The organism is Paraconexibacter sp. AEG42_29 (assembly GCF_040581415.1).
Classification (GTDB): Bacteria; Actinomycetota; Thermoleophilia; order Solirubrobacterales; family Solirubrobacteraceae; genus Paraconexibacter.
In genome coordinates, this window is record NZ_CP114014.1 from 44940 (window position 1) to 68307 (window position 23368).

A 23368-nucleotide genomic window follows, 5' to 3' on the forward strand; every position below is an offset into this window, starting at 1 on the left:
CATGGGACTGCTCCACGCACTTGAGGTGTCCGGCTCGGCCCTCGCCGCCGAGCGCCTGCGGATGGACGTCACCGCCGGGAACCTCGCGAACGCCCAGACGCCCAACTACCGCCGCAAGGAGGTCGTCGTGCAGGAGGCGTTCGACGCCCAGCTCGGCAAGGCGATGGGCGTGAAGGCCACGGGCATCGTCGAGGACACCGCCCCGAACAAGCTGGTCTACGACCCGTCCAGCCCGGACGCCAACGCCGACGGCTACGTCTCGATGCCGGACATCACCTCGGTCACCGAGATGGTCGACCTGATCTCCGCGTCGCGCGCCTACGAGGCGAACGTCACCGCGATGCAGACGACCAAGCAGATGTTCAACAAGACCCTGGAGCTGCTGCGCTGATGCCGCTCGTCCCCGGAATCGGCGCCGCGGCGCCCAGCGCCGGCCTCGGCGGCATCAGCGGCCTCGGTGGCAGCGAGTGGCAGATCGACGGGATCGGCGGCGTCGCCGGTGCCGAGGCGCCCGCCAAGTCGTTCGGCTCGATGCTGGGCGACCAGCTCGGCGCGCTCGACAAGCTGCAGAACACCGCCGCGGAGGCCTCGCAGGCGCTCGCGGACGGCACCGCCACCGACGCGACGACCGCCGTGATGGCGGTCGAGCGGGCCAAGCTCTCGATGCAGATGGCCGCGCAGCTGCGGACCAAGGGCGTCGAGGCCCTCAACGACATCTTCCACACCACCGTCTAGGACTCGACCCGGTTCCCCATGTCGCTCCAGCTCCTCACCTCCCTGTCCACCAAGGGCAAGGCCATCCTCGCGGCCTGCGCCGTCGCCTTCCTCGTCACCTGCGTCCTGCTGCTGAAGCTGGCGGGGGCGCCGTCGTACGTGGAGGTCATGGCCGGCGTCGACCCCGCCGAGACCGGCAAGATCACGTCGGCCCTCGACAAGCGTGGCATCGGCTACGAGCTGCGGGCGAACGGGACGGCGATCGCGGTCGACGCGTCCCGCACCGCCGACGCGCGGATCGCCCTGGCCGAGGGCGGCCTGACCGGCGTCGCCAAGCAGCCCGGCTTCGAGACGCTCGACAAGCTGAAGCTGGGCTCCTCGAACTTCCAGCAGCAGGTCGCCTACCAGCGCGCGCTCGAGGGCCAGATCGCCAACACGATCGGGCAGATCGACGGCGTCGGGTCCGCCCAGGTGAGCCTGACGCTCCCGAAGGACCAGCTCTTCGCCGACGAGGCGCAGCCGGCCACCGCCGCCGTCCTGCTCGGTGCGGGCGCGGACGGGATGGACGCCGGCGCGGTGCGCGGGATCGCGAACCTGGTGTCGTCCTCGGTCCAGGGTCTGAAGACGGCGAACGTCACGATCACCGACTCGAGCGGGCAGATGCTGTGGCCCGCCGGGGACGGCGGCGTCGGCGGCGCGACGAGCAAGCCGGCGGCGCAGGCACGATACGACGCGCAGCTGGAGGCGTCGCTGAACGCGATGCTGACCAGCACGCTCGGTGTAAACAAGGCGCACGTCCAGGTCCACTCCGACCTCAACGTCGACCGCGCGACGCAGGAGAAGCTCGAGTACGCCAAGAAGGGCACGCCGCTGAAGTCCGTCGGCGAGACCGAGACGCTGCGCGGGACGGGCGGCGCCACCGGCGGTGCCGCCGGGACCGCGACCAACATCCCGAGCTACGCGCAGACGTCGGGGTCGGGCGCGGGCACGTCGAACTACCGGCACACGACGACGAACACCGACTACGGCGTCAACAAGACCGTGACGCGGACGCAGGTCGCGCCCGGAGCGGTCAACCGCCTCGACGTCGCCCTCGTGCTCGACAAGTCCGCGGCGACGGCGCTCGGCGCGGCCGGGGTCAAGTCGCTCCAGGCCGCCGTCTCCAGCGCCGCCGGCCTGCAGCGGGCGCGCGGCGACACCTTCGCCCTCAGCGAGGTGGCCTTCGCGAAGGCGCCGGTCGCCGCCGCGCCGGCCGCCAGCCCGATCCCGCCGGCGATGCTGTCCTACGTCAAGCCGGCGCTGCTGGGCTTCGCCGCGCTGATCTTCCTGTTCTTCGTCAGCCGCCACCTTCGCAAGCGGACGAGCGGCGCGTTCGCGGAGGAGCCCTCGTGGCTGCGCCAGCTGTCGGACCCCGCGCCGGCGCTGCTGCCGGCCGCGAGCCTCGAGGAGGAGGTGTCCGGCCACGCGCTGGAGGACTTCGACGCCCAGGCCGCCGCACGCCGCGTCTTCGCCAACGACCCGCGGGCGATCGCGCTCGAGGAGCTGGTCGAGCGTGAGCCGGAGAAGATCGCGCAGCACCTGCGCACCTGGATCACGGAAGACGCAGCCTGATGGGCACCGCCGTCGAACTTGCCGCCCCCGCCCCCGCCGTCGCCGTGGTCGCCCCCGAGCTGCCGCCGATCGACCGCACGTTGCTGCGCGGGCTGAGCGGGCGCCAGAAGGCCGCGGTCTTCCTGATCTCGCTCGGGTCAGAGCGGGCGGCGTCGATCCTCAAGCACCTCTCCGAGCGCGAGGTGGAGGCACTCAGCGCCGAGATGGCGAACATGTGGCGGGTCAAGGCCGAGACGACGCAGGCCGTGATCGCCGACCTCGCCGAGCAGTTCAAGTCCAAGGAGGCGTTCGCGCTCGGCGGGCCCGAGTTCGCCCGCGAGGTGCTCGAGCAGCTGTTCGGCGCCGAGCGCGCGGACGAGATCGTCGGCGCGCTGATCGCCCAGGCCGAGCTGCGCCCGTTCGACTTCCTGCGCCGCACCCCGCCGGAGCAGATCGTCACGTTCCTCTCCGACGAGGCACCGCAGACCGTCGCGCTCGTCGTCGCGTGCCTGCAGACGAACCTCGGCGCGAGCGTCCTCTCGGGGCTGCCGATGGAGATGCAGGCCGAGGTCGCCCTGCGGATCGCGCGGATGACCGAGACGAACCCCGGGGTCATCGAGGACGTGGAGCGCGGCCTGCGCCAGAAGCTCGCGAACGTCATGACGCAGGAGTTCTCCAGCGCCGGCGGGATCGACTCCCTCGCGGAGATCCTGAACCGGGCCGGCCGGTCGACCGAGCGCCATGTGCTGGCGGCCATCCAGGAGCACTCGACCGAGCTCGCCGACGAGGTCCGCCTGCGCCTCTTCACCTTCGACGACGTCGCGATGCTGTCCGACCGCGACATCCAGCTCGTGATGCGCGAGGTCGATCAGAAGGACCTCGGGCTCGCCCTGCGCGGCGTCGAGGGCGGCATGCGCGACCGCGTCTTCGCCAACATGTCCCAGCGCGGCGCCGAGATGCTCAAGGAGGACCTCGAGACCGGGACGCCGCAGCGGCGCGCGGTGGTCGAGGAGGCCCAGGGCCGGATCGTCGGAGCGGTCCGGCGGCTGGAGGACGCGGGGATCATCACGATCGGCCGCGGCGGGGACGACCCCGAGGAAGAGGTGATCTGACGCGATGCCGACCGACTTCGCCCTGCCGGCGCTGACGCCGACCGCGCACCAGCTGGCGGGCACCGGGGTCGCCGACGCGGTGCTCGCCGCCGCCCACGGCGAGGCCGACGCGCTGCGGGAGGCGGCCCGTGCCGAGGGCTATGCCGCGGGGCTGGCCGCCGCCGCCGCTGAGATCCAGGCGGCGGTCGCCGCCCTGCACGGGGGCGGGGCACAGCTCGCCGCGGTCGCCGCCGACCTGCCCGACCTGCTGGAGGCCGAAGCCGTCGAGCTGGCCTTCGCGATCGCCGGACAGGTCCTGGGCGGGGCGCTCGACGCCCGGCCCGAGCTGGTCGTCGGCGTGGTCCGCGGCGGCCTGCGGCGGCTCGTGGAGCGCGACCGCGTGACGCTGCTCGTCCACCCCGACGACCTGGAGTGCGTGCGCGCCGCCACCCCCGGCCTGATCGCCGAGCTCGGCGGGATGGAGCACTGCGAGGTCCAGGCCGAGCGGCGCGTGGCCCGTGGCGGCGCGATGGTCCGGACCGCCGAGGGCGAGGTCGACGCGACGCTGGCGACGAAGCTGAGCCAGGCCCGGTCCGTCGTGACGCAGGCGCTGGCCGAGCCCGCGGCCGGGCAGGCGGAGCTTGACGCTGCCGCGCTCGAAGAGGCATCCGCGTGAGCGCCCTGCTCGCCGCCGCCGGTGCCGTCCGCCACGCCGACCTGCACCTGCGTCGCGGCCGCGTGACCGACCTGATCGGCCTGATCGTCGAGGCGACGGGGCTCGAGGCCGAGGTCGGCGAGGTCTGCCTCGTCCGCACCGGCCGGCAGGCCACGGGCTGGAACGAGCTGCCCGCCGAGGTCGTCGGCTTCCGGTCCGGCCGCACGCTGCTGATGCCGCTCGGCGAGCTGCACGGCATCGGGCCCGGCGACGTCGTCACCGCGACCGGCCGTCAGGTCTCGGGCCCGACCGGACCGGCGCTGCTGGGTCGCGTCCTGGACGGGCTGGGCAACCCGATCGACGGCGGGCCGCCGCTGGACGGCGTCCCGCAGGCGCCGATCACCGCGTCCCCGCCGCCGCCCATGCAGCGTCCGCGCATCACCGAGCGGGTCTCGCTCGGGGTCCGCGCGCTGGATGGCCTGGTCCCCTGCGGCCGCGGGCAGCGCCTCGGGATCTTCGCCGGGTCGGGCGTCGGCAAGTCATCGCTGCTCGGCATGATCGCCGGTGCGACATCAGCCGACGTGAACGTCATCTGCCTCGTCGGCGAGCGCGGCCGGGAGGTGCGGGAGTTCATCGACCGCGACCTCGCCGGCGCCCTGTCGCGGTCGGTCGTCGTGGTCGCCACGAGCGACCAGCCGGCGCTCGTCCGCATCAAGGCCGCGCTGACCGCGACGACGATCGCCGAGTCCTTCCGCGACGCCGGGCACGACGTGCTGCTGATGATGGACTCGGTGACCCGCTTCGCGATGGCCCAGCGCGAGGTCGGCCTGGCGATCGGCGAGCCGCCGGCCACCCGCGGCTACACTCCGTCGGTCTTCGCGCTGCTGCCGAAGCTGCTCGAGCGCTCTGGGACGAGCGTGGACGGATCGATCACGGCGCTCTACACCGTCCTCGTCGACGGCGACGACATGAACGAGCCGATCGCGGACGCGGTCCGCTCGATCCTCGACGGCCACATCGTCCTCACGCGCGAGCTCGCGCACGCCGGGCACTACCCGGCGGTCGACGTGCTGCAGTCGGTCAGCCGCCTGGTCGGCGAGGTCACCGAGCCGCACGTCCGCCGTGCCGCACAGGAGCTGCGGGCGTTGCTGGCGGCGCACAAGGACAAGAAGGACCTCATCGCGATCGGCGCTTACGAGCGTGGCTCGGACCCGCTCGCCGATCGCGCCATCGACCTCGAGCAGGCCATCCACGCGTTCCTGCGTCAGACGACCGACGACCCGACCGCCGCGCACGAGGCGGACGCCCGGCTGCGCGGGCTGGTGGGGGACGTGGACCCGGTCCCGCCGATGCCGGCGGCCGGTGCCCCGGCCGACCCGGCGGACGCCGAGCTCGCCGCGCTGCTGCAGGCGGCCGCGGCCGAGGAGCCCCCGTCGTTCGCGGCCGGCCCGGTCGCGCTCCCCCCGCTCGGCCTCGCCGGCTGAAGCGGACTTGCGGGGACGGTCGTCCGCCGCCCTCAACCGCGGCGCCGGCTGTCCGATCACCGGTGAGTCGTGCCCCAGAGTCAAGCCACCGCGCACCGTGACGCGGCCCACCGCGCGATCGCCGCGAGCCTGCCGGACATGGTGCTCGTCGTCTTCGACGCCGACCTCAACGTGCGGATGCTCGAGGGCGCAGGCCTGCTGAACGCCCTGCTTCCGGGCGCGGTCTACGAGGGCGGGCCGGTCGGCGACCTGCTGGACCCGACCTCGCGCGAGGACATCCTGGAGCGGTACCGCGCCGCCCTGACCGGCCGCCGCAGCGGGTTCGTCTACGTCGCGCACCGCGACGCGCGGGAGTACCAGGTCACGGTCGGCCCGCTCGACGGCGGCACCCCGGACGAGCCGCTGGGCCTCGCGGTCTGGCACGACGTCACCGACCGCAACGCCGTCCACCGGCGCCTGCAGCACCTGGCCGACCACGACCCGCTGACCGGGCTGGTCAACCGGCGGCGGTTCGAGCAGGAGGTCGAGCACCACCTCGCGCTGTGCCGGAGGTACGGCGATCGGGGGGCCGTGCTGCTCATCGACATCGACCACTTCAAGTACGTCAACGACACGCTCGGCCACGGCGCCGGCGACGAGCTCATCACCCAGATCGCCGACGCCCTGCGACGGCGCCTGCGCGAGAGCGACATCCTCGCGCGGCTCGGCGGGGACGAGTTCGCGGTCCTGCTGCCGCAGGTCGACGAGGCCGGCGCGCGCACCGTCGCCCGGTCCCTCGTCGAGGACCTGCGCGGGCACGCGCGCGGGAAGCGCGACGGCCGGCTGCGGCGCGTGACGGCGTCGATCGGGATCGCCCTCGTCGGCCCGGGCGACCTGTCCGCCGACGAGGTCCTGACCCAGGCCGACCTCGCGATGTACGACGCGAAGGAGGCCGGCCGTGACCAGGCCGCCGTCTACCGTGACGAGGCGAGCGAGGTCCGCGCCGGCACCGGCGCCGAAGCCGCGGGCATCCGCACCCGCGTGCGCTGGCTGGACCGCGTCCAGCAGGCCCTCGAGGAGGACCGCTTCGTGCTCCACGGGCAGCCGATCGTCGAGCTCGCGACCGGCGCGACCGTCGCCCACGAGCTGCTGCTGCGGATGGAGGGCGACGACGGACAGCTGATCCCGCCGAACGTCTTCCTGCCGGTGGCCGAGCGGTTCGGCCTGATCCCGGCGGTCGACGCCTGGGTCGTCGACCAGGCGATCACCCACGCGGCGGCGAACGCGGCGCGGCTGTCGATCAACCTCTCGGCGAAGTCACTCGGCGACGACGCGCTCATCGGGCACATCGCGTCGCGGATCGCGGCGTCCGGGGTCGACCCCACCCTGCTGACCTTCGAGATCACGGAGACCGCCGCGGTCACGAACATCGCGTCCGCGCGGATCTTCGCCCAGGGTCTGCACGACCTGGGCTGCCGTCTGTCGCTCGACGACTTCGGCGCGGGCTTCGGGTCGTTCTCCTATCTCAAGCACTTCCCGTTCGACGAGGTGAAGATCGACGGCGAGTTCGTGTCGGGCTGCACGTCGTCCGCGTTCGACCAGATGGTCATCGACGCGGTGGTCCGGATGGCGACGACGCTGGGCAAGACGACCGTGGCCGAGTTCACGGGGGACAGGGAGACGGCCGAGCTGCTGCGCGCCGCGGGCGTGACGTACGCCCAGGGCTTCTACCTCGGACGCCCGGCCCCGCTTCCGGGGGCACAGCGCCAACAGGTGTCCAGCGTCGCTGCAAGCCCGTCGGCCTGAGCCGACCACCGGGACGTGAGCAGCGAATCCCCATTCCGGTTCGGGCTGGAGCGCGTGCGTGAGGTCCGCGTGCACGACGAGCAGGCCGCGCAGGAGATCCTCGCGGCGAGCCTGACGCGCCGCGGCACCGAGCAGGCGGCGCTGGCCGCCGCCGAGCGGTCGCTCGCCGCCGCCCGCCTGATCGCCGCGCCCGCCGTCGAGCCCGCCGCCGCGGTCCCGGTCACGGGCGCCGCGCTCCTGGCCGGCCAGGCCTGGGTGCAGCGCCTCGAGCGCCGGCGCGAGCAGGCCGTTCACGCGAGCGACCGGGCGGAGGCGCAGGTCGGGGAGGACCGCGTCAAGGTGCTTGCGGCCGCCCGCCGCCGCGAGGCCCTGGACCGCCTGCGGGATCGCCGCCGCGCCGAGCACTCCCTCGCCGCCGGCCGCGCCGAGTGCGCCCGCCTCGACGAGATCGCCCTCCGCGGCACCCGCTACGCGAGCCCCGCGGCATGACCGCGATGGCCGTCCAGCGGGTCGCCGAGCTGCACGCGATGTTCGCCGCCCTGCAGGCGCCGCCGGCGCCCGTCGCGGCACCCACCACGAGCTTCGCCGGCGTCCTGGACGAGGCGACCGCGGCCACTGCCAGCGCCGCGCCGGCCGTGGTGCCCGCGCCGACCGTCGCGGCCGGCAGCACGCCCTACGCCGCCGAGATCGACGCGGCTGCCGCCAAATACGGCCTGGACCCCGCCCTCCTGCGTGGCCTCGTCAAGCAGGAGTCCGGCTTCGACCCGAACGCGCGCAGCAGCGCCGGAGCGACCGGCCTGACCCAGCTCATGCCGGCGACCGCGCGGTCGCTCGGGGTGACGGACGCCACCGATCCGGCGCAGGCGCTGGACGGCGGCGCGAACTACCTCAAGCAGCAGCTCGACCGCTTCGGCGGGGACGCGAGCAAGGCCCTGGCCGCGTACAACGCCGGGCCGGGCGCCGTGCAGAAGTACGGCGGCATCCCGCCGTACGCCGAGACCCAGGCCTACGTGCAGAAGGTCCTGGCCTTCGCCGAGCAGTTCCGCGCGCAGGGCGTCGCCGCCGCTGCGCCGGCGCCGGCCGCGCTCGCCGTCCCGGCGGCCGCCACGGCAGCCGCTGCCGGCAGCTCCGCCTGGGCGACCTCGCCCGGGGTGACCACATGAAGGCCGTGCGTCCCGCCCGGCCGGCTCGCCCTTCGAGCGGGGTTGCCCAGGGGACCCGCTCGCCCGGGCCGGAGGTCCTTCCGTGAGCACGATGCGCACACCGCCGGCGCCCGCACCCGGGCCCGCTCCGGCCGCGGCCGCCGCCGCGCGGGGTCACTCCCGGCCCGACCCGCACCGGCGGGCCGGCGCCGAGCCCCCGGACGACCCGGCGGGCTTCGCCGCCCGCCTCGGCACGGCGCTCTCCGCCAGGCGCGGCGAAGCCCACGCCGCGCGACCCGGCGAAGCACCCAGCGCCACCTGCGACCAGGCCCGGACCGCCACTGCGGAAGGCCAGGACCAGGCAGCACCCCGGACCGCCACGGCGGAGGGGAACACCGAGAAGACAGCCCCGGCTCAGGCCGGCACGTCCCAGGCCGCCGCCGCCGCCGAAGTCGACGGCGCGGGCCCGGCGATGAGCCTGCCCGGCGCCGTGACCCTCCCAGGGCCCGTGCCCGTGCCCGTACCTGCCGGCGGGACGGCGCCGACCCCGGGCGCGCCCGCGGGCGCCGCGTCCGCCACGGCCGGCGAGGGCAGCGATCCCGCCGATGATGCTGCTGCACCCGGTCGCCCGTCCGCGATGGTGGAGGCCGGACCGTCGAGTGGCTCGGTCACCGCCGCAGCCGCGTCCGGCGCACCGGTCACCGGAGCGGGCACCACGGCCGCCACCGGCGCCGCGGTGTCCACGGCCGCGGCCGACGTCCCGGGTGGCGGCGGGGCCCCCGACGCCGACGCGACCACCCCGGCGACAGGCGCCGCGGCGACCACGACCGCCGCCGGCACCACCCCCGATCCCGCCACGGCAGCCACGGCGGCCGCGTCCGCGGGGCAGCCCGCCACCACCGATGCCCGTGGCGCTCGCCGGACCGGCGGGGCCGAGTCGGCCGGACCGTCGGCCCCCACGGACCTCAGCCAGCTCGCCGGCCTGCCCGTCCTCCCGGCGTCCGTCGCGGCTGCCGCTGCGGCGACCGAGCCCGGTGCTGCCGCCGACGCCCCGGCCACCGCGCCGGGCACGACCGCCGCGCCCACCCCGGCCGTTGCCACCGGCGCGGGCGCCCAGACCGCACCGAGCGCGCAAAGCGCCGCCGGCCCCGTCCCGGCCGCGGCCGCTCCGGCGGCCCCGACGACCGCCGAGACCACGGCGACGTCACTGCCGGCCCAGCTCGCGCAGCACGTCGAGCGCGTCGCCGACATCGTCCGGATGAGCGCGGCCCACGGCGTCGCCCGCGCGCGGCTGTCCCTGAACCCGGACGACCTCGGCAGCGTGGACGTCCGGCTCCGCGCCACGGCCCAGGGCCTCGTCGCCGCGATCACCGTCGACCAGCCCGAAGCCCTGCAGGCGATCACGCGGGCCGGGGCCGACCTGCAGCAGCAGCTCGTCGACCGCGGGCTCAACGTCCTGCGGCTCGACATCACGCTCAGCGGCGATCCGCAGACCACCGGCGCCCGCGACTTCACCGGCCAGGCCGGCGCCCGCGAGGACCGTCACGGCGCCGAGCAGTCCGGTGCCGCGGCCGTGCGCCGGGCGACCGCCCGCGCCACCGAGCCCGACCTGACCCCCGACCCGACCACCCCCGCGCAGACCGCCGTCCGGCCCGGAGCCGGCGCCACGGTCGACGTCCGCGCCTGACCGCCACCCCACTCACACCATGCCCATCAGCGCCATCACCGCCACCACCGCCGGGACCGCCGCCACCTCCGCGACGACCGGCCTGGCGGCCACCTCCGACACGTTCCTGAAGCTGCTCGTGACGAACCTGCAGCACCAGGACCCGACCAAGCCGCAGGACTCCAACGAGTACGTCCAGCAGATCTCGCAGATGACGATGGTCGAGCAGCTGACGAAGCTCGCGAAGACCTCCGAGGTCGCGACGAAGGACCAGAACGTTGCGAGCGTCATCGCGCTGCTCGGGCACTCCGTCACCTACGTCGGGGCCGACGAGCAGCCGGTCACCGGGAACGTCACGAAGGTCGACGTGACCGGCGACAGCCCGACCATCACGGTCGGCGGCGTCGCGGGCCTGGATCCCAACACCGTCACCAGCGTGACCTGACATGAGCCTCCCGGTGCACAACGTCGCGCTGCTGACGCCGATCGGGGCGCCCGCCCCGACCACGTCGGCTCGCCCCGCGGCCGCGAACCCCGCCGTCCCGTTCGCCGACGTCCTGGCGAAGACCGACGGCGTCACGTTCTCGGGCCACGCCGCGCAGCGCCTGGAGCGCCGCGGCATCGCCGTCGACGGCCCGACCCTGCAGCGCCTGGACGACGGCGTCCGCCGCGCCGCCGGCAAGGGCGCCCGCGACGCGGTCGTCCTCGTCGACCAGACGGCGTTCGTCGTCTCCGTCACGAACCGGACGGTCATCACCGCCGTCGACCAGCAGCACATGAAGGACCACGTCTTCACCAACATCGACTCCGCGGTCATCGCGTAGTCGTCCGCCACGGACCACCCCAGGAGAACACTCATGATCGGCGCCATGTACTCGGCCATCTCGGGCCTCAAGGAGCATCAGGTGATGCTCGACGTGACCGCGAACAACCTCGCGAACGTCAACACCATCGGCTACAAGTCCAGCCGCGCGACGTTCAAGGACCAGCTCGCCCAGAACTTCTCCGGCGGTGCCGCGTCGGGGGCGACAAGCGGCGGACAGAACCCGCAGCAGGTCGGCCTCGGCGTCTCGCTGTCGAGCGTCGACAACCAGATGACGAACGGCAACCTGCAGAACACGGGCAACCCGCTCGACGTCGCGATCAGCGGCGAGGGCTGGTTCCGCGTCGCGACCGGCACGCCGCCCGCACTGCCGGCGGCCGGCGCCACGCAGTACACGCGTTCGGGCAACTTCACCCGCAACGACCAGGGCTTCCTCGTCACGAGCGAGGGCTACTACGTGATGGGCCGCGCGCCGGGGACGACCGTCGACCAGTACATCCAGATCCCGGCGGGCGCCACCAGCACCGCCGTCGGGACCGACGGCACCGTGTCGTTCATCCCGAACGGCGGCGGCACGCGCGTCACGGCGGGCACGATCTCGCTCGCGAAGTTCCCGAACGAGAACGGCCTCGTCCGGTCGTCGGGCAACCGCTGGTCGGAGGACCCGTCGTCGGGTGCCGAGATCGTCGGCAACCCGGGCGGCACGTACGGCAACACGATCGGGGGGACGATCGAGGCGTCGAACGTCGACCTCGCCGTCGAGTTCACGAACATGATCGTCGCCCAGCGCGGCTTCCAGGCGAACTCGCGCGTCATCTCCACGAGCGACGAGATCCTGCAGGACCTCGTGAACCTCAAGCGGTAGGCCGTCGTGATCACCCTGCACCGGCTCGGGCACACGCCCGAGCCGTTCGCGCTGAACCCCGACCTGATCGTCACGGTCGAGGCCGCGCACGACACCTACGTCACGCTCAGCACCGGCGTGCGGCTGTCCGTCACCGAGACGATGGACGAGGTCGTCGCCGAGATCCGCGACTGGCGGGTGCTGATCCTCACGCGGGCGCTGGCGTCACAGCCGACGACGGTGCACCACCTCTGAGGCGGACTATGGGACGGCGTCGACTGCTGCGGCGATGTCGAACGCCGTGACGAACGGTAGGTCCTGCGGGGCGACCGGCTCACCGCGACGGTGGTTCGTGACGGTCGCATAGTCGCCGTCGACCGGGTCGCGATGGACGACGAGCCGCTCGCCCTCGAGGTCGAGGACCCAGTACTCGGGGATGCCGGCGCGGGCGTAGAGCAACCGCTTGCGCCCGAGGTCCCAGAGCAGGGACGTGGCGGAGACCTCGGCGACGAACACCGGCCCCGAATCGTCGCGACCCGGGGCGACGTGCCGGCCGTGATCGAGATGGATGACGACGAGGTCCGGGTCCGGGAGCGACGTCGCGGCGGCCGCGAACCCGCCTTGCTGCGCGACGCGGTACTCGTCGAGGGCGCCAAGCGCGAGGGTGAAATGGCGGCCGAGCTCAGCGGTCGCCCAGAAGTGCGGGTCGCCGGCGGGGCCCATCTCGATCAGCTGCCCGTCGATGAGCTCGACGCGGCGGTCCAGGAAGAGGTCTGCCTCGTGCATCCGCACGTACATCGCGGTGTCGATCGGCAAGAGCTTCGCGTGGGGATCGGCGGACACGGGCATCGCTCCTTCAGGGTAGACCCGCCCCTGACGGGCGGCAAGCTGCGGGACATCCGCCGACCGTGCCTCACCGCGGGCCGGCGCAGACCAGGTCGCGCGAATCGGCACGCCGACGTCGCAGCCCCGTCACCTCAAGACCCCAGGACCCGGTCCGATGACGAGGAGCACACCGGCCCCTGAACCTGGAGTCCCATGTCCGACCACACCTCCGGGCAGCTCGTCGTCTTCTCGCTCGGCACCGAGGAGTACGCACTGCCCATCAGCTACGTCCACGAAATCATCCGCTGGACCGAGCCCCGCGCCGTCGCCTCCGAGGATCCCTCCGTCTGCGGCGTCATCTCGCTGCGGGGCAAGATCCTGCCGGTCTTCGACCTGGCCACCCGCCTCGGCCTGACCAGCGCCCGCTCCGACCGCGCGAAGATCGTGATCGTCGAGCGCGACGGCTCGATGGCCGGCGTCGTCGTCGACGACGTCGAGGAGGTCCTGACGCTCGAGGACGGCCAGCTCGACAAGGACGGCGGCTCCGGCGTCAGCGGCGACTGCATCGAGGCGATCGCGAAGATCAAGGACCGCCTTGTCGTCCTGCTCAGCCCCGAGCACATCGTCGCCAGCGGCGCCGAGGCGCAGCGCGCGGCCGCCGCGGCGGCCGCCGAGATCGCCGTCGCCGCGGAGTCCGCGACGGCAGCGGCGGAGGACGCCCGCCTCGTCGAGCCCGTCGCGGCCTGAGCCCGGACCCGGACCCGGACGACGAGCCCACCCCATGGCCACCCCCGCACCCCACTCGCCACCACGCGTCCTCGTCGCCGACGACTCGGGCTTCATGCGCCGCGTCCTCTCGCAGGCCCTCCGCTCGGGCGGCTTCGAGGTCGTCGGCGAGGCCCGCGACGGCGACGAGGCCCTGAAGCTCTGGGCCGAGCTGCGGCCGGACGCGATGACCCTCGACCTGGCCATGCCGGGGACGGACGGCATCGGGGTCCTGCGTGCGCTGCGCCAGGCCGGCCAGCGCTCGGTGCCGGTCGTGGTCGTGTCCGCGTTCTCCCCGTCCCACGGCGCACGGGCCGTCGACGCCCTCGCCGAGGGCGCGTTCGACCTCGTCAGCAAGCCGTCCGGCGGCGACGGCCTCGGGGCGTTCACGGTCGAGATCGGCGAGAAGGTCCGGGCGGCGGTCCAGGCGAAATCCGGCCGTGGTGCCGCGGCGGCCGCTGCGGCACTCGCGCGACCGGCTCAGGCGCCGACCCCGCGGCCCGTCCCGGCGCTGCCGCCACGGCGGCCTGCACGTGTCGGCGGGCGGCGACTCGGGCGCCTGGTCCTGATCGCGTCCTCCACCGGCGGCCCGCGCGCCCTCGGCGAGCTCATCCCCTTCCTGCCGAACCCGCTCGGCGCCGGCGGGCTGATCGTCCAGCACATGCCGCCGGGCTTCACGACCTCGCTCGCCGACCGCCTGGACCGCGCGAGCCCGCTGCATGTGGTCGAGGCCGCCGGCGGCGAGCCGATCCGGCCGGACACGATCCTGCTCGCGCCCGGCGGCAGCCACCTGCGCCTCGGCGCCGACAAGCGCGCGCGCCTCTCGGACGAGCCGCCCGTCGGTGCGCTGCGCCCCCGCGCGGACCTCACGATCGAGGACGCCGCCGCGCTCTACGGCGAGGCGCTGCTGCTCGTCGTCCTGACCGGCATGGGCAAGGACGGGACGGAGGGTGCCCGCGCGGTGAAGGCCGCCGGCGGCCGCGTCCTGGTCGAGGCCGAGTCCACCTGCACCGTCTACGGCATGCCGCGCGCCGTCGTCGAAGCCGACCTCGCGGACGGGATCTTCCCGCTCGACGAGCTTCCCGCCGCAATCACATCGGAGATGTGGGCATGACTCGCCTGCCGGACGCCGAGCCGCTAGGCGAGGCTCTCCGCTGGCTCGCATGCCCACTGGAGGTCGCTCGCCTGCGGCTCCCGACCTCCGCCACGTTGAATCGAAAGGCCTCGCAATGACCGCCGAACCGCGCTCGCCGCTCCCGCCCCGCCGTCCGCTGAGCAGCGCCGCCGTCCCGGCTGCCCCGTCCCGGACCCGGCCGCCCCTGCGTCCGGTCGCCGGACGGGCCGGCGACGCGCCAGCCGCCCGCGCCGGGAGCGACGACTTCACCGTCTTCTGCGAGGGCGTCCGCCGCCTCTGCGGCATCGACCTCTCCCAGTACAAGCGCGCGCAGATGGAGCGCCGCGTGCGGACGTTCGTCGAGCGCCAGGGCGAGCCGGACCTGCCCACCTACCTGCATCGCATGCAGAAGGACAAGGCCGAGCTCGAGGCGTTCCTCGACCGCGTGACGATCAACGTCAGCCAGCTGTGGCGCAACCCGGACCAATGGACGCGCCTGGAGCGCACGGTCCTGCCCGAGCTCTTCGCGCAGGGGCCAGGGCTCAAGGCCTGGAGCGCCGGCTGCTCGTACGGCGCGGAGGCCTACACGCTCGCCGCGCTCAGCCGGACCGTCGCCGCGAAGCTCGGCGGCGGCAAGCGCATCGAGATCACCGGGACCGACATCGACCGCCGCATCGTCGAGCGCGCCCGCAGGGGGACGTTCACCGCCGACGACGCCCGCGACGCCCCGTCCGCCCTCCTTCAGCGGTTCTTCGAGCCGGCCGGCGAGGGCACCTGGACCGCGCGTGCCGAGCTGCGCCCACTCGTGCGCTTCGAGGCGGCCGACCTGCTGCGGATCCCCGCGCGCAAGGAGCAGTACGACCTGATCCTCTGCCGCAACACCGTCATCTACTTCACGGACGACGTCCGCGACGCCTTGCACGCGAAGCTCGTCGAGTCGCTGCGGCCCGGCGGCTACCTGGTCGTCGGCTCGACCGAGCGGGTGGCCCACACCACGCAGCTCGGCCTCACGCCCGCCTTCCCCTTCACCTACAAGAAGGGCGAGGCGTAAGCCGCCATGGACACCTCCGAGTACATGCCGATGTTCCTGGCCGAGTGCCGGGAGCACCTGCAGGAGCTGAACCTGACCGTCGTCCGCCTGGAGGAGTCCCCGGACGACCGCGAGACGCTGGACGAGATCTTCCGCGCCGCGCACTCCCTGAAGGGCATGAGCGCGACGATGGGCTTCGACGGCATCGCCCGCCTGACGCACCAGATGGAGGACGTCTTCGAGCTGCTGCGCCAGCGGACGACGGCTATCCCGGTGGCGGTGGTCGACGTCGTCCTCGAGTGCCTGGACGCCCTCGGTGCCGCCATCGACACGATCGACGCGGACGGCGTCGAGCAGATCGCGCCCGACCCGCTGATCGAGCGGCTGCAGGCGCTCGTCCGCGCGCAGGACGCCTCCGACGCCCGCGACGCTGCGGCCGACGCCGAGGCCGCCGAGCACCACCCGGTGCCGGTGGCCGTTCCCGAGCTGCAGGACGGCGAGCGCCTCGTCGAGGTCGCCATCACCCTCAGCGACGACGTGATGATGCCCGCGGTCCGGGCCTTCATGGTCTTCGCCGCGCTGCGCGAGCACGGGACGGTCGTCGCCTCCTCGCCGGCCGAGGAGGACCTCGACAACTTCGCCGGGCGCGCGCTCACGGTGACCCTGGTCGCCACGACCGAGGACACGGTCCTCGCGGCCGCGGTCCGCGGGGTGGACGACGTCGGCGCCGTCACGGTCCTGGACGCCGCCGCGGCGCAGGCCGAGCGCGACGCGCTCGACGCGGCGAAGGTCACCGCGCTCCCGACCTCCGCACCGGCGACGCCCGCGGCTGCGACCGGTGGCGGTGGGGGAGGGGCCGGCAAGGCCGCGTCCACCGTCCGCGTCGACGCCGAGCGCCTGGACCAGCTCATGCACTTCATGGGCGAGCTCGTCGTCCAGCGCACGCTGGTCGAGTCGCTGGCCGCGCAGGCCGGCGTCCCCGGCCTGGCGCAGGCCGTGCAGGAGCTCACGCGCTCGAGCCACGCCCTGCAGTCGATGGTCATGCAGATCCGGATGATCCCGGTCGAGGCCGTCTTCCTGCGCTTCCCGCGCCTGGTCCGCGACGTCAGCTCGAAGCTCGGCAAGCAGGTCGACCTGCAGATCATCGGGCAGGACACCGAGCTCGACCGCACGGTGGTCGACGCGCTCGGCGACCCGCTCGTGCACCTCGTGCGCAACTCGCTGGACCACGGCCTCGAGTCCGCCGAGGACCGCGCCCGAGCCGGCAAGGAGCCGACGGGCACGCTGCAGATCGCCGCCCGCCACGGCGGCGGCTCGATCATCATCAGCGTCCGCGACGACGGCCGCGGGGTGGACCCCGCCAAGGTCGCCGAGCGGGCCCTGTCCCGCGGGCTCATCACCAACGAGCAGGCGGCGTCCCTCGACGTCGAAGGCGCCGTCGAGCTGCTCTTCGCCCCCGGGTTCAGCACCGCCGAGACCGTCGGCGACCTGTCCGGTCGGGGCGTCGGGATGGACGCCGTGCGCACCAAGATCCGCGCGCTCGGCGGCGAGGTCCTGGTCACCTCCGCGCCCGGCGAGGGGACTGTCGCCGAGATCCGCCTGCCGCTGACGCTCGCGATCATGAGCGCGCTCCTGGTCGAGTCCGACGGCGACCCCTACGGCATCGCGCTGAACCGGGTGCAGCGCACGATGCGCATCGCCGGCCAGACGATCCGCTCGGTCGCCGGCGCCCCGATGCTGATGCTCGACGACGAGGCGATCCCGGTCCTCGCCGCGGCCGACGCGTTCGGCCACCCGACCGACGACCCGGCCCGCCCGCGTCACACCGACACGCACATCGTGCTCGTCCACGTGAACGGCCGCCTCGTCGCGCTGTCGGTCTCCAAGCTCGTCGGCCAGCGCGAGCTGGTCACCCGTCCCCTGCCGCCCGAGGTCCACTCGGGCGCCGCGGTCTCGGGCGCCGCCGTCCTGTCGAACGGCTCGATCGTCCTGCTCGCCGACTGCGACGCGCTCCGCGAGCGGATCCCCAAGCCGCATGTCTCGTCCTCCACCAAGAAGGCTGCGTAATCCATGACGACCTACACCGAGACCCAGCTCGACGCGCTGCGCGAGCTCGCGAACATCGGATCGGGGCAGGCCGCCGCCGCCCTCTCCACGATGCTCGGCCACCCGGTCGACATCTCCGTCCCGACCGCCGCCGCGATGGAGCTGAACGACGCCATCGCGGCCGCCGGCGATCCGGACGCGGCGCGCCACGCCGTCCTCGTCCCGATCATCGGGGACTTCGACGCGTCCGTCGTGCTGCTCGTCCCCGACAGCGACGCGCAGCAGCTGTGCGACGTGTACGGCCTGGACCCGCACAGCGAGGACGGGCGCTCGTTCCTGCAGGAGGTCGGCAACATCCTCGGGACGTCCTACATCAACGTGCTCGCCGAGATGTGCGGGATGGAGATGGAGCCCGCGCCGCCGCAGGTGGTCTACGACATGCTCGGCTCGATCCTCGCGTCGGTCCTGCTCGCCCGTGGGGAGGACGTCGACATGGCGCTCGTGCTCGACAGCGCGCTCACGGTCGAGGGCCGGCCGGCGTCGCTCTCCTTCCTGCTCATCCCGGCCGGCGGGGGCGTGCATGACCTGCTGGCCCGCATCGGCGTGAGCTGAAATCCGGAGCCTTCAATGTCATCAGAGCTCCCCGCACGGATGGGAGAGTGGGTCATCGGCACGGAAGCCGGCACGGTGCTCACCTGCATCGGACTCGGGTCGTGCATCGGCCTCGCCCTCATCGACCGCCGCACCAAGATCGCCGGCCTCGCGCACGTGATGCTGCCCGAGGCCCCCTCGGGCCCGGGGGCGGCCAAGCCGTCCCAGCCGGACAAGTTCGCCGACCACGCCGTCCCCGCCATGATCGAGGCGCTCATCCACGCGGGCGCGATGCGCCATCGCCTGGAGGCCGTCCTCGTCGGCGGCGCGCAGATGTTCGCGCTCGGCCGCGGGTCCGGTCAGGACATCGGCGCACGCAACGAGGCGGCGGTCCGCGCCCAGCTGGACCGCGCCCGGATCCCGGTCCGCGCGGCGGCCACGGGCGGCGGCAAGGGCCGCTCGATGCGCGTGGTCATCCCCGCCGGTGAAGTCGTGTACAAGGAAGCGGCCGGTCGGCCGATCACCCTGCTTGACCCCTCCGCGGACACCCTGCGGATGGCGGCCTAGACAGGTTCCCCACCGCCGTACCCGACCGATGAACGACTTCCTGAACCCCGACGAGATCGAAGCCCTGTTCGCCCGCGCGAGCGAGGGCAACCTGCCCATGGAGGCGCCGCCCGCCGGCGCCAAGGGTGGCCGGCGCACGCGCTGGCTGCGGACCGTGGACTTCACGCGGCCCACCAAGTTCTCGACGGACCAGGAGCGCCGACTGCGTCGGCTGCTGGACGGCTTCTGCGGCGTGAGCGCCCAGCGCGTCCACGGCGAGCACCGGCTGCCGCTGGAGCTCGAGGTCATCGACGTGCAGCAGCTCACGTGGGCCAACGCGTTCAAGCTGCTCCCGGAGTCCTCGGTCTTCTGCACCCTGGACACCGCGCCGCACGAGGGCCGGATGCTGCTCAGCGCCGAGCTGCCGCTGATGGTGACGGCGGTCGAGGGCCTGCTCGGCGGCGACACGTCCGGCGCGGTGAAGGACCGGCCGCTGACCGACATCGACCTGATCCTCGTCCGCCGCCTCGCACGCACGCTCGTGGAGACGCTGTCGGGCATCTGGTTCGACCTCGCCGAGATCACGCTGTCGCTGGCCGACGTCGGGACGCTCGCCGAGCGCGTCCAGGTCGCAGCCGGCAGCGAGCCGACGCTGATGCTCACGATGGAGGCACGTCTGCACAAGGGCTCGGGGACCATGGCGCTGCTCGTGCCCTACGCGGCGATCGCCCCCGCGGCGGCCGCGTTCTCCCAGCGCGAGGAGGACGCCGGGCACCACGATCCCGAAGCGGTCCGCGCCGTCCGCGCCGGCCTCGAGCGGGTCGACGTCACCGTCCGCGCCGAGGTGGCCGACACGCACCTGACGCTCGAGCAGATCCTCTCGCTCGCGCCCGGCGACCTGATCCGCCTGGACGCCCCGTCGGACTCCCCCGTCACGCTTTACGCCGACCGCACCCCGGTCCACGAGGCCCGCGCCGGCCGCTGGGGCACACGGCGTGCCGTGCAGATCACGGGCCCTGTCGAGGTGGTCGAATGACCAACGAGCAGGCCCTCCTCCGCCTCGCCGCCAGCACCCTCGACGCCATCCGCGACGTCCTCGAGACGTACGCCCCCGGCGCGGTCAACCCCGGCGCGGTCGGCGCGGTCCCGTCCGGGACGCACCCGCTCGCCGGCGCCCAGACGCCGGCCGTCCTGGCCGACGTCGGCTACGTCGACGGCGTCACCGGCGGCAACGTCATGGTCATCGGGGTGGAGGGCGCGCGGCGCCTGGCCGCCGCGATGATGGGCGGCGACCCGAACGACGTGATCTCCGGGGGAGAGCTGAGCGAGCTCGACTTCTCCGCCGTCGGCGAGGCGATGAACCAGATGATGTCGGCCGCCGCGATGGCGACGTCCGCCGTCCTCGGCGACGAGGTCGAGATCGCGCCGCCGAACGTCCGCCTCGTCCACAGCGCCGAGGAGGCGCAGGAGGGCGTCGAGCAGAGCGGCCTGGCCTGCACCGTCGAGTTCACGCTCTGCGGCGCGCCGTGCCTGCTCGTGCAGCTCGTCCCCCACGCCTTCATCGTCCGCATGACGCGGGCCCTGGACGAGATCACCGAGTCCTACGAGAGCGCCCCGCTCTCGGACGCCCTGCGCTCCGTCCCCGTCCGTGTCTGGGCCGAGTTCGGCCGTGCGCGGATGCCGTCCGGCCGTGTGGTCGGCCTGCCGTCGGGCGCACTGGTCGAGCTCGACCGCGACGTCGACGAGCCGATCGACCTCTACGCCGACGGGATGCGCTTCGCCGTCGGCCGGCTGCAGGTCTGCGACGACGGGACCCTCGCGGTCCGGGTCGAGCGGATCCTGACCGGCGGCCTCGACGGCGCCGCCGCCGACCCCACCTCTTCTCCCCTGACAACGCCCGAATACAAGGAGGTCGCCTGATGGCCCGAGTGCTCGTCGTCGACGACGCCGCCTTCATGCGCAAGATGGTCACCGACGCCCTGACCGGCGGCGGACACGAGATCGTCGGTGAAGCCGGCAACGGCGTGGAGGCGGTCGCTCGTTACCAGGAGCTGCGCCCCGACGTCATGACCCTGGACATCACGATGCCCGAGAAGGACGGCATCGCCGCCCTCAAGGAGATCATCGCGATCGACCCATCGGCCAAGGTGATCATGTGCTCCGCCCTCGGGCAGGAGTCCAAGGTCCTGGAGTCGATCAAGCTCGGCGCGAAGGACTTCGTCGTGAAGCCCTTCAAGCCCGACCGCGTGCAGGGAGCGGTGACCAAGGCCCTGGGCTGAGGCTCGGCGCACGGCCATGCCGGCTGTCTCTGGCAGCGAACCCCACGCAGATCGTGGGGTTCGCTGCCATTCGTCGTTCCGGGGGCTGCGGCCGCCTGAAGATCCGGGCGCCCCGTCCGACCACCGATGGGTATGAAGGCAGCCACCCTCATCGGCATCCTGGTCGCCATGGCCGGCATCACGTTCGGCGGCATCATGGAGGGGACCACCCCGATGATGCTCATCAACATCCCCGCGATGCTGATCGTCTTCGGGGGGACGCTCGGCGCCACGCTCGCCAGCGGCGGCATGGAGACCTTCAAGAAGATCCCCGCGCTGTACAAGCGCGCGTTCAGCGCCGAGCCACCGGCGCTCGGGGCTCGCGTCGGCCTGATCGTCGGCTTCGCCGAGCGCGCCCGCCGGGACGGCCTGCTCGCCCTCGAGTCCGAGGTCGCGAACGTCGAGGACGACTTCACCCGCAAGGGCCTGCAGCTCGTCGTCGACGGCACCGACCCCGACATGCTGCGCGAGATCATGGAGACGGAGATCGACGCGATGTCGGCCCGTCACCACGCCAACGCCAAGGGCTTCGAGCAGGCCAGCGGCTTCGCGCCGACCATGGGCGTCCTCGGCACCGTCATGGGCCTGGTGCACGTCCTCGGCAACCTGAGCCAGCCCGAGACGCTCGGTCCCGCGATCTCCGGCGCGTTCATCGCGACGCTGTACGGCGTCGGCGTGGCGAACATCGTCTTCCTGCCCGTAGCCAGCCGGCTGAAGGCGATCTCCGAGGAGGAGGTCGAGGAGCGCACGTTGCTGCTCGAGGGCATCATGTCGATCCAGTCCGGGGACAACCCGCGGGTCGTCGCGGAGAAGCTCATGAGCTTCGTCCCGCCGTCCGAGCGCGCGGCCGCCGAGGCCGCGAGCGCCGACCCCAAGCTCGCCGCGGTCCCCGACGCGGCCGCCGCGTAGCGCGATGGCCGGTCACGGAGGAAAAGGCCGCCGCCGCGCACGCGGTGGTGGCGGAGGCGGACACGACGGCCCCGACGAGCGCTGGCTCCTGTCCTACGCGGACATGATGACCCTGCTCGTGGCGCTCTTCATGGTGCTGTTCTCGATCTCGGCGGTGAACAAGTCGAAGTTCGAGAGCCTGCAGCGGGCGCTCAAGGACGCGTTCTCCGGCAACGTCCTGCCCGGCGGGACGTCGATCAAGGAGAACGGCGGCACCGCGACGGACCAGCGCGTCATCTCGGCGCCCGTGCCGGCGAGCGCACCGTCGATCGGCGGGGAGACCGCCGGGATGAGCGACGCCGAGAAGGCGGCGGCCCGCAAGGCCGAGGCCGGCGACTTCAAGCGGCTGAAGGCGCAGATCGACGCCTACGCCAAAGCCGAGGGCATCTCGGGACGGGTGTCCACGCGCGTCACCCGCGACGGCCTGCACATCCGCATCCTCACGGACAGGCTGCTGTTCGAGTCCGGGTCGGCGACCCCGAACGACACGAGCCTCCCGCTGCTGGCCAAGCTCGGCACGGTGCTCGCGCAGGAGAAGAAGCACGCGGTCCTGGTCGAGGGACACACGGACTCGATCCCGATCGCCTCCTACCAGTACCCGACCAACTGGGAGCTCTCGTCCGCCCGCGCGTCCGCTGTCGTGCGGGCGATGCTGACCGCGAAGGTCGCCCCGCAGCGCCTCACCGCGCAGGGCCGGGCGGACCTGGACTCCGTCACCAGCAACGCCACGCCGTCCGGCCGCGCGGTGAACCGGCGAGTGGAGATCCTGCTCCCCCGCCAGGCGACCGACGTCGCCGCGCCACGCCCCGGGTCGTCGGCCACCGGCAGCACCGGGGCCGCGAAGCCCATCGACCTCGACCACCCCCTCGGCACACGGATCGTGCCCCGACTGGCCACGGAGGCCACTGGAAACCACCACCCATGAAGTCCAAGATCAAGATCATCATCCCGCTCGTCCTCGTGCTCTTCGGGGGCGTCTACAAGTTCGCCCTCGCCAAGCCGCCGGTGCTGCCGAAGCCGAAGATCGCCGGTGAGGTCTATGTCCTCCCGAAGGACTTCCTCCTGAACCTCAAGGACGGCAAGTACGCGAAGCTCGGCGTCGGCCTGGTGTTCCACCACGGCTTCACCTCGGCCCCGGCGGCGGGCGGCCACGGCGCACCGGTCGCGCCGCCCGAGGGCTACGGCATCCTGCCGCAGGAGGCGGTCGTCCGGGACATCGTCACCGACGTCGTCACCACCTCGACCGCGCACGACCTGACCACGCGCAAGGGCCGCGAGCACCTGAAGGAGCGCATCCTCAAGCGCCTGCACAAGCACACCGACGTCCAGGCCGAGGAAGTCCTCCTCACGGACATCGCCGTCCAGTAGCCGTCCGTCCGTCCGTTCCCGCC

General features: G+C 73.4%; 26 protein-coding genes and 1 pseudogene. 26 read left to right on the forward strand and 1 reads right to left on the reverse strand.

All coding sequences use genetic code 11. From position 1 onward, the window contains the following. Position 1 precedes the first annotated feature (1 nt). From flgC to DSM112329_RS00270, 14 genes and pseudogenes are all read left to right on the forward strand, one after another. Complete coding sequence (gene flgC, locus DSM112329_RS00205) at positions 2-391, forward strand: flagellar basal body rod protein FlgC (RefSeq protein WP_354699786.1); 390 nt, start codon at positions 2-4, stop codon at positions 389-391. Further along, the gene (locus tag DSM112329_RS00210) at positions 391-735 is read left to right on the forward strand and encodes a flagellar hook-basal body complex protein FliE (protein ID WP_354699787.1); all 345 of its coding nucleotides are present in this window, start codon (positions 391-393) and stop codon (positions 733-735) included. The genes flgC and DSM112329_RS00210 overlap by 1 nt, the downstream gene beginning before the upstream one ends. Positions 736-753: 18 nt before the next feature. After that, entirely contained in the window at positions 754-2325 is a 1572-nt protein-coding gene (gene fliF, locus DSM112329_RS00215; protein WP_354699788.1) for a flagellar basal-body MS-ring/collar protein FliF, read from the forward strand. After that, positions 2325-3416, forward strand: coding sequence for a flagellar motor switch protein FliG (gene fliG, locus DSM112329_RS00220; RefSeq protein ID WP_354699789.1), 1092 nt, complete (start codon positions 2325-2327; stop codon positions 3414-3416). The genes fliF and fliG overlap by 1 nt, the downstream gene beginning before the upstream one ends. A 4-nt stretch (positions 3417-3420) precedes the next feature. After that, on the forward strand, positions 3421-4071 hold the full coding sequence (locus tag DSM112329_RS00225) for a FliH/SctL family protein (protein ID WP_354699790.1): 651 nt from the start codon (positions 3421-3423) through the stop codon (positions 4069-4071). Continuing rightward, positions 4068-5534 carry a FliI/YscN family ATPase gene (locus tag DSM112329_RS00230; RefSeq protein WP_354699791.1) on the forward strand — a complete coding sequence of 489 codons (1467 nt, stop codon included), beginning with the start codon at positions 4068-4070 and terminating at the stop codon, positions 5532-5534. Before DSM112329_RS00225 ends, DSM112329_RS00230 begins: the two co-directional genes overlap by 4 nt. 69 nt (positions 5535-5603) lie before the next feature. Next, the gene (locus DSM112329_RS00235; protein WP_354699792.1) at positions 5604-7319 is read left to right on the forward strand and encodes an EAL domain-containing protein; all 1716 of its coding nucleotides are present in this window, start codon (positions 5604-5606) and stop codon (positions 7317-7319) included. A gap of 15 nt (positions 7320-7334) precedes the next feature. Next, positions 7335-7808, forward strand: a complete 474-nt coding sequence (fliJ, locus tag DSM112329_RS00240; protein ID WP_354699793.1) for a flagellar export protein FliJ — start codon at positions 7335-7337, stop codon at positions 7806-7808. A 185-nt stretch (positions 7809-7993) separates the two neighbouring features. Then, positions 7994-8347, forward strand: a pseudogene (locus DSM112329_RS00245) (lytic transglycosylase domain-containing protein); the annotation flags it as partial. Positions 8348-8573: 226 nt separating this feature from the next. Next, positions 8574-10148 (forward strand): flagellar hook-length control protein FliK, encoded by a 1575-nt coding sequence (locus tag DSM112329_RS00250; RefSeq protein ID WP_354702534.1) that lies wholly within the window; start codon positions 8574-8576, stop codon positions 10146-10148. 19 nt (positions 10149-10167) lie between these two features. Next, complete coding sequence (locus DSM112329_RS00255) at positions 10168-10572, forward strand: flagellar hook capping FlgD N-terminal domain-containing protein (protein WP_354699794.1); 405 nt, start codon at positions 10168-10170, stop codon at positions 10570-10572. Position 10573: 1 nt separating this feature from the next. Then, a complete protein-coding gene (locus DSM112329_RS00260) occupies positions 10574-10951 on the forward strand; it encodes a TIGR02530 family flagellar biosynthesis protein (RefSeq protein ID WP_354699795.1) in 378 nt (125 codons plus the stop codon). Between the two features lie 33 nt (positions 10952-10984). Next, positions 10985-11815 carry a flagellar hook-basal body complex protein gene (locus DSM112329_RS00265; RefSeq protein WP_354699796.1) on the forward strand — a complete coding sequence of 277 codons (831 nt, stop codon included), beginning with the start codon at positions 10985-10987 and terminating at the stop codon, positions 11813-11815. Positions 11816-11821: 6 nt separating this feature from the next. Continuing rightward, complete coding sequence (locus DSM112329_RS00270; RefSeq protein WP_354699797.1) at positions 11822-12049, forward strand: flagellar FlbD family protein; 228 nt, start codon at positions 11822-11824, stop codon at positions 12047-12049. Positions 12050-12055: 6 nt separating this feature from the next. Here the strand turns inward: DSM112329_RS00270 and DSM112329_RS00275 are convergent, their stop codons facing one another. Then, on the reverse strand, positions 12056-12637 hold the full coding sequence (locus DSM112329_RS00275; protein ID WP_354699798.1) for a Uma2 family endonuclease: 582 nt from the start codon (positions 12635-12637) through the stop codon (positions 12056-12058). Between the two features lie 195 nt (positions 12638-12832). Here DSM112329_RS00275 and DSM112329_RS00280 point away from each other — a divergent pair, with 195 nt between their 5' ends. The 12 genes from DSM112329_RS00280 to DSM112329_RS00335 all read left to right on the forward strand — a co-directional run bounded on the left by DSM112329_RS00280 (position 12833) and on the right by DSM112329_RS00335 (position 23345). Next, complete coding sequence (locus tag DSM112329_RS00280; RefSeq protein ID WP_354699799.1) at positions 12833-13366, forward strand: chemotaxis protein CheW; 534 nt, start codon at positions 12833-12835, stop codon at positions 13364-13366. A 34-nt stretch (positions 13367-13400) separates the two neighbouring features. After that, a complete protein-coding gene (gene cheB, locus DSM112329_RS00285; RefSeq protein WP_354699800.1) occupies positions 13401-14498 on the forward strand; it encodes a chemotaxis-specific protein-glutamate methyltransferase CheB in 1098 nt (365 codons plus the stop codon). Positions 14499-14613: 115 nt separating this feature from the next. Continuing rightward, on the forward strand, positions 14614-15549 hold the full coding sequence (locus DSM112329_RS00290) for a protein-glutamate O-methyltransferase CheR (RefSeq protein ID WP_354699801.1): 936 nt from the start codon (positions 14614-14616) through the stop codon (positions 15547-15549). A gap of 6 nt (positions 15550-15555) precedes the next feature. Next, positions 15556-17595 carry a chemotaxis protein CheA gene (locus DSM112329_RS00295; protein ID WP_354699802.1) on the forward strand — a complete coding sequence of 680 codons (2040 nt, stop codon included), beginning with the start codon at positions 15556-15558 and terminating at the stop codon, positions 17593-17595. 3 nt (positions 17596-17598) lie between these two features. Further along, positions 17599-18186 carry a chemotaxis protein CheC gene (locus DSM112329_RS00300; RefSeq protein ID WP_354699803.1) on the forward strand — a complete coding sequence of 196 codons (588 nt, stop codon included), beginning with the start codon at positions 17599-17601 and terminating at the stop codon, positions 18184-18186. Between the two features lie 15 nt (positions 18187-18201). Further along, positions 18202-18732: a chemotaxis protein CheD gene (locus DSM112329_RS00305; RefSeq protein WP_354699804.1), complete on the forward strand. Its 531-nt coding sequence runs from the start codon at positions 18202-18204 to the stop codon at positions 18730-18732. A 28-nt stretch (positions 18733-18760) separates the two neighbouring features. Continuing rightward, complete coding sequence (locus tag DSM112329_RS00310) at positions 18761-19747, forward strand: FliM/FliN family flagellar motor switch protein (RefSeq protein ID WP_354699805.1); 987 nt, start codon at positions 18761-18763, stop codon at positions 19745-19747. Beyond that, positions 19744-20631: a FliM/FliN family flagellar motor switch protein gene (locus DSM112329_RS00315; protein ID WP_354699806.1), complete on the forward strand. Its 888-nt coding sequence runs from the start codon at positions 19744-19746 to the stop codon at positions 20629-20631. Before DSM112329_RS00310 ends, DSM112329_RS00315 begins: the two co-directional genes overlap by 4 nt. Next, a complete protein-coding gene (locus tag DSM112329_RS00320) occupies positions 20631-20990 on the forward strand; it encodes a response regulator (protein ID WP_354699807.1) in 360 nt (119 codons plus the stop codon). Before DSM112329_RS00315 ends, DSM112329_RS00320 begins: the two co-directional genes overlap by 1 nt. A 132-nt stretch (positions 20991-21122) precedes the next feature. Continuing rightward, positions 21123-21938 (forward strand): flagellar motor protein, encoded by an 816-nt coding sequence (locus DSM112329_RS00325; RefSeq protein WP_354699808.1) that lies wholly within the window; start codon positions 21123-21125, stop codon positions 21936-21938. A gap of 4 nt (positions 21939-21942) precedes the next feature. Then, positions 21943-22902: a flagellar motor protein MotB gene (locus DSM112329_RS00330; RefSeq protein ID WP_354699809.1), complete on the forward strand. Its 960-nt coding sequence runs from the start codon at positions 21943-21945 to the stop codon at positions 22900-22902. Continuing rightward, positions 22899-23345, forward strand: coding sequence for a flagellar basal body-associated FliL family protein (locus DSM112329_RS00335; protein ID WP_354699810.1), 447 nt, complete (start codon positions 22899-22901; stop codon positions 23343-23345). Before DSM112329_RS00330 ends, DSM112329_RS00335 begins: the two co-directional genes overlap by 4 nt. The last annotated feature ends 23 nt before the right edge of the window (positions 23346-23368 follow it).

Excerpts from the sequence above, each read along its gene's own strand:
- flgC (WP_354699786.1), top strand. The coding sequence starts at position 2 with ATGGGACTGCTCCACGCACTTGAGGTGTCCGGCTCGGCCCTCGCCGCC.
- DSM112329_RS00210 (WP_354699787.1), top strand. The coding sequence starts at position 391 with ATGCCGCTCGTCCCCGGAATCGGCGCCGCGGCGCCCAGCGCCGGCCTC.
- fliF (WP_354699788.1), top strand. The coding sequence starts at position 754 with ATGTCGCTCCAGCTCCTCACCTCCCTGTCCACCAAGGGCAAGGCCATC.
- fliG (WP_354699789.1), top strand. The coding sequence starts at position 2,325 with ATGGGCACCGCCGTCGAACTTGCCGCCCCCGCCCCCGCCGTCGCCGTG.
- DSM112329_RS00225 (WP_354699790.1), top strand. The coding sequence starts at position 3,421 with ATGCCGACCGACTTCGCCCTGCCGGCGCTGACGCCGACCGCGCACCAG.
- DSM112329_RS00250 (WP_354702534.1), top strand. The coding sequence starts at position 8,574 with ATGCGCACACCGCCGGCGCCCGCACCCGGGCCCGCTCCGGCCGCGGCC.
- DSM112329_RS00255 (WP_354699794.1), top strand. The coding sequence starts at position 10,168 with ATGCCCATCAGCGCCATCACCGCCACCACCGCCGGGACCGCCGCCACC.
- DSM112329_RS00260 (WP_354699795.1), top strand. The coding sequence starts at position 10,574 with ATGAGCCTCCCGGTGCACAACGTCGCGCTGCTGACGCCGATCGGGGCG.
- DSM112329_RS00265 (WP_354699796.1), top strand. The coding sequence starts at position 10,985 with ATGATCGGCGCCATGTACTCGGCCATCTCGGGCCTCAAGGAGCATCAG.
- DSM112329_RS00280 (WP_354699799.1), top strand. The coding sequence starts at position 12,833 with ATGTCCGACCACACCTCCGGGCAGCTCGTCGTCTTCTCGCTCGGCACC.
- cheB (WP_354699800.1), top strand. The coding sequence starts at position 13,401 with ATGGCCACCCCCGCACCCCACTCGCCACCACGCGTCCTCGTCGCCGAC.
- DSM112329_RS00290 (WP_354699801.1), top strand. The coding sequence starts at position 14,614 with ATGACCGCCGAACCGCGCTCGCCGCTCCCGCCCCGCCGTCCGCTGAGC.
- DSM112329_RS00295 (WP_354699802.1), top strand. The coding sequence starts at position 15,556 with ATGGACACCTCCGAGTACATGCCGATGTTCCTGGCCGAGTGCCGGGAG.
- DSM112329_RS00300 (WP_354699803.1), top strand. The coding sequence starts at position 17,599 with ATGACGACCTACACCGAGACCCAGCTCGACGCGCTGCGCGAGCTCGCG.
- DSM112329_RS00305 (WP_354699804.1), top strand. The coding sequence starts at position 18,202 with ATGTCATCAGAGCTCCCCGCACGGATGGGAGAGTGGGTCATCGGCACG.
- DSM112329_RS00310 (WP_354699805.1), top strand. The coding sequence starts at position 18,761 with ATGAACGACTTCCTGAACCCCGACGAGATCGAAGCCCTGTTCGCCCGC.
- DSM112329_RS00315 (WP_354699806.1), top strand. The coding sequence starts at position 19,744 with ATGACCAACGAGCAGGCCCTCCTCCGCCTCGCCGCCAGCACCCTCGAC.
- DSM112329_RS00320 (WP_354699807.1), top strand. The coding sequence starts at position 20,631 with ATGGCCCGAGTGCTCGTCGTCGACGACGCCGCCTTCATGCGCAAGATG.
- DSM112329_RS00325 (WP_354699808.1), top strand. The coding sequence starts at position 21,123 with ATGAAGGCAGCCACCCTCATCGGCATCCTGGTCGCCATGGCCGGCATC.
- DSM112329_RS00330 (WP_354699809.1), top strand. The coding sequence starts at position 21,943 with ATGGCCGGTCACGGAGGAAAAGGCCGCCGCCGCGCACGCGGTGGTGGC.
- DSM112329_RS00335 (WP_354699810.1), top strand. The coding sequence starts at position 22,899 with ATGAAGTCCAAGATCAAGATCATCATCCCGCTCGTCCTCGTGCTCTTC.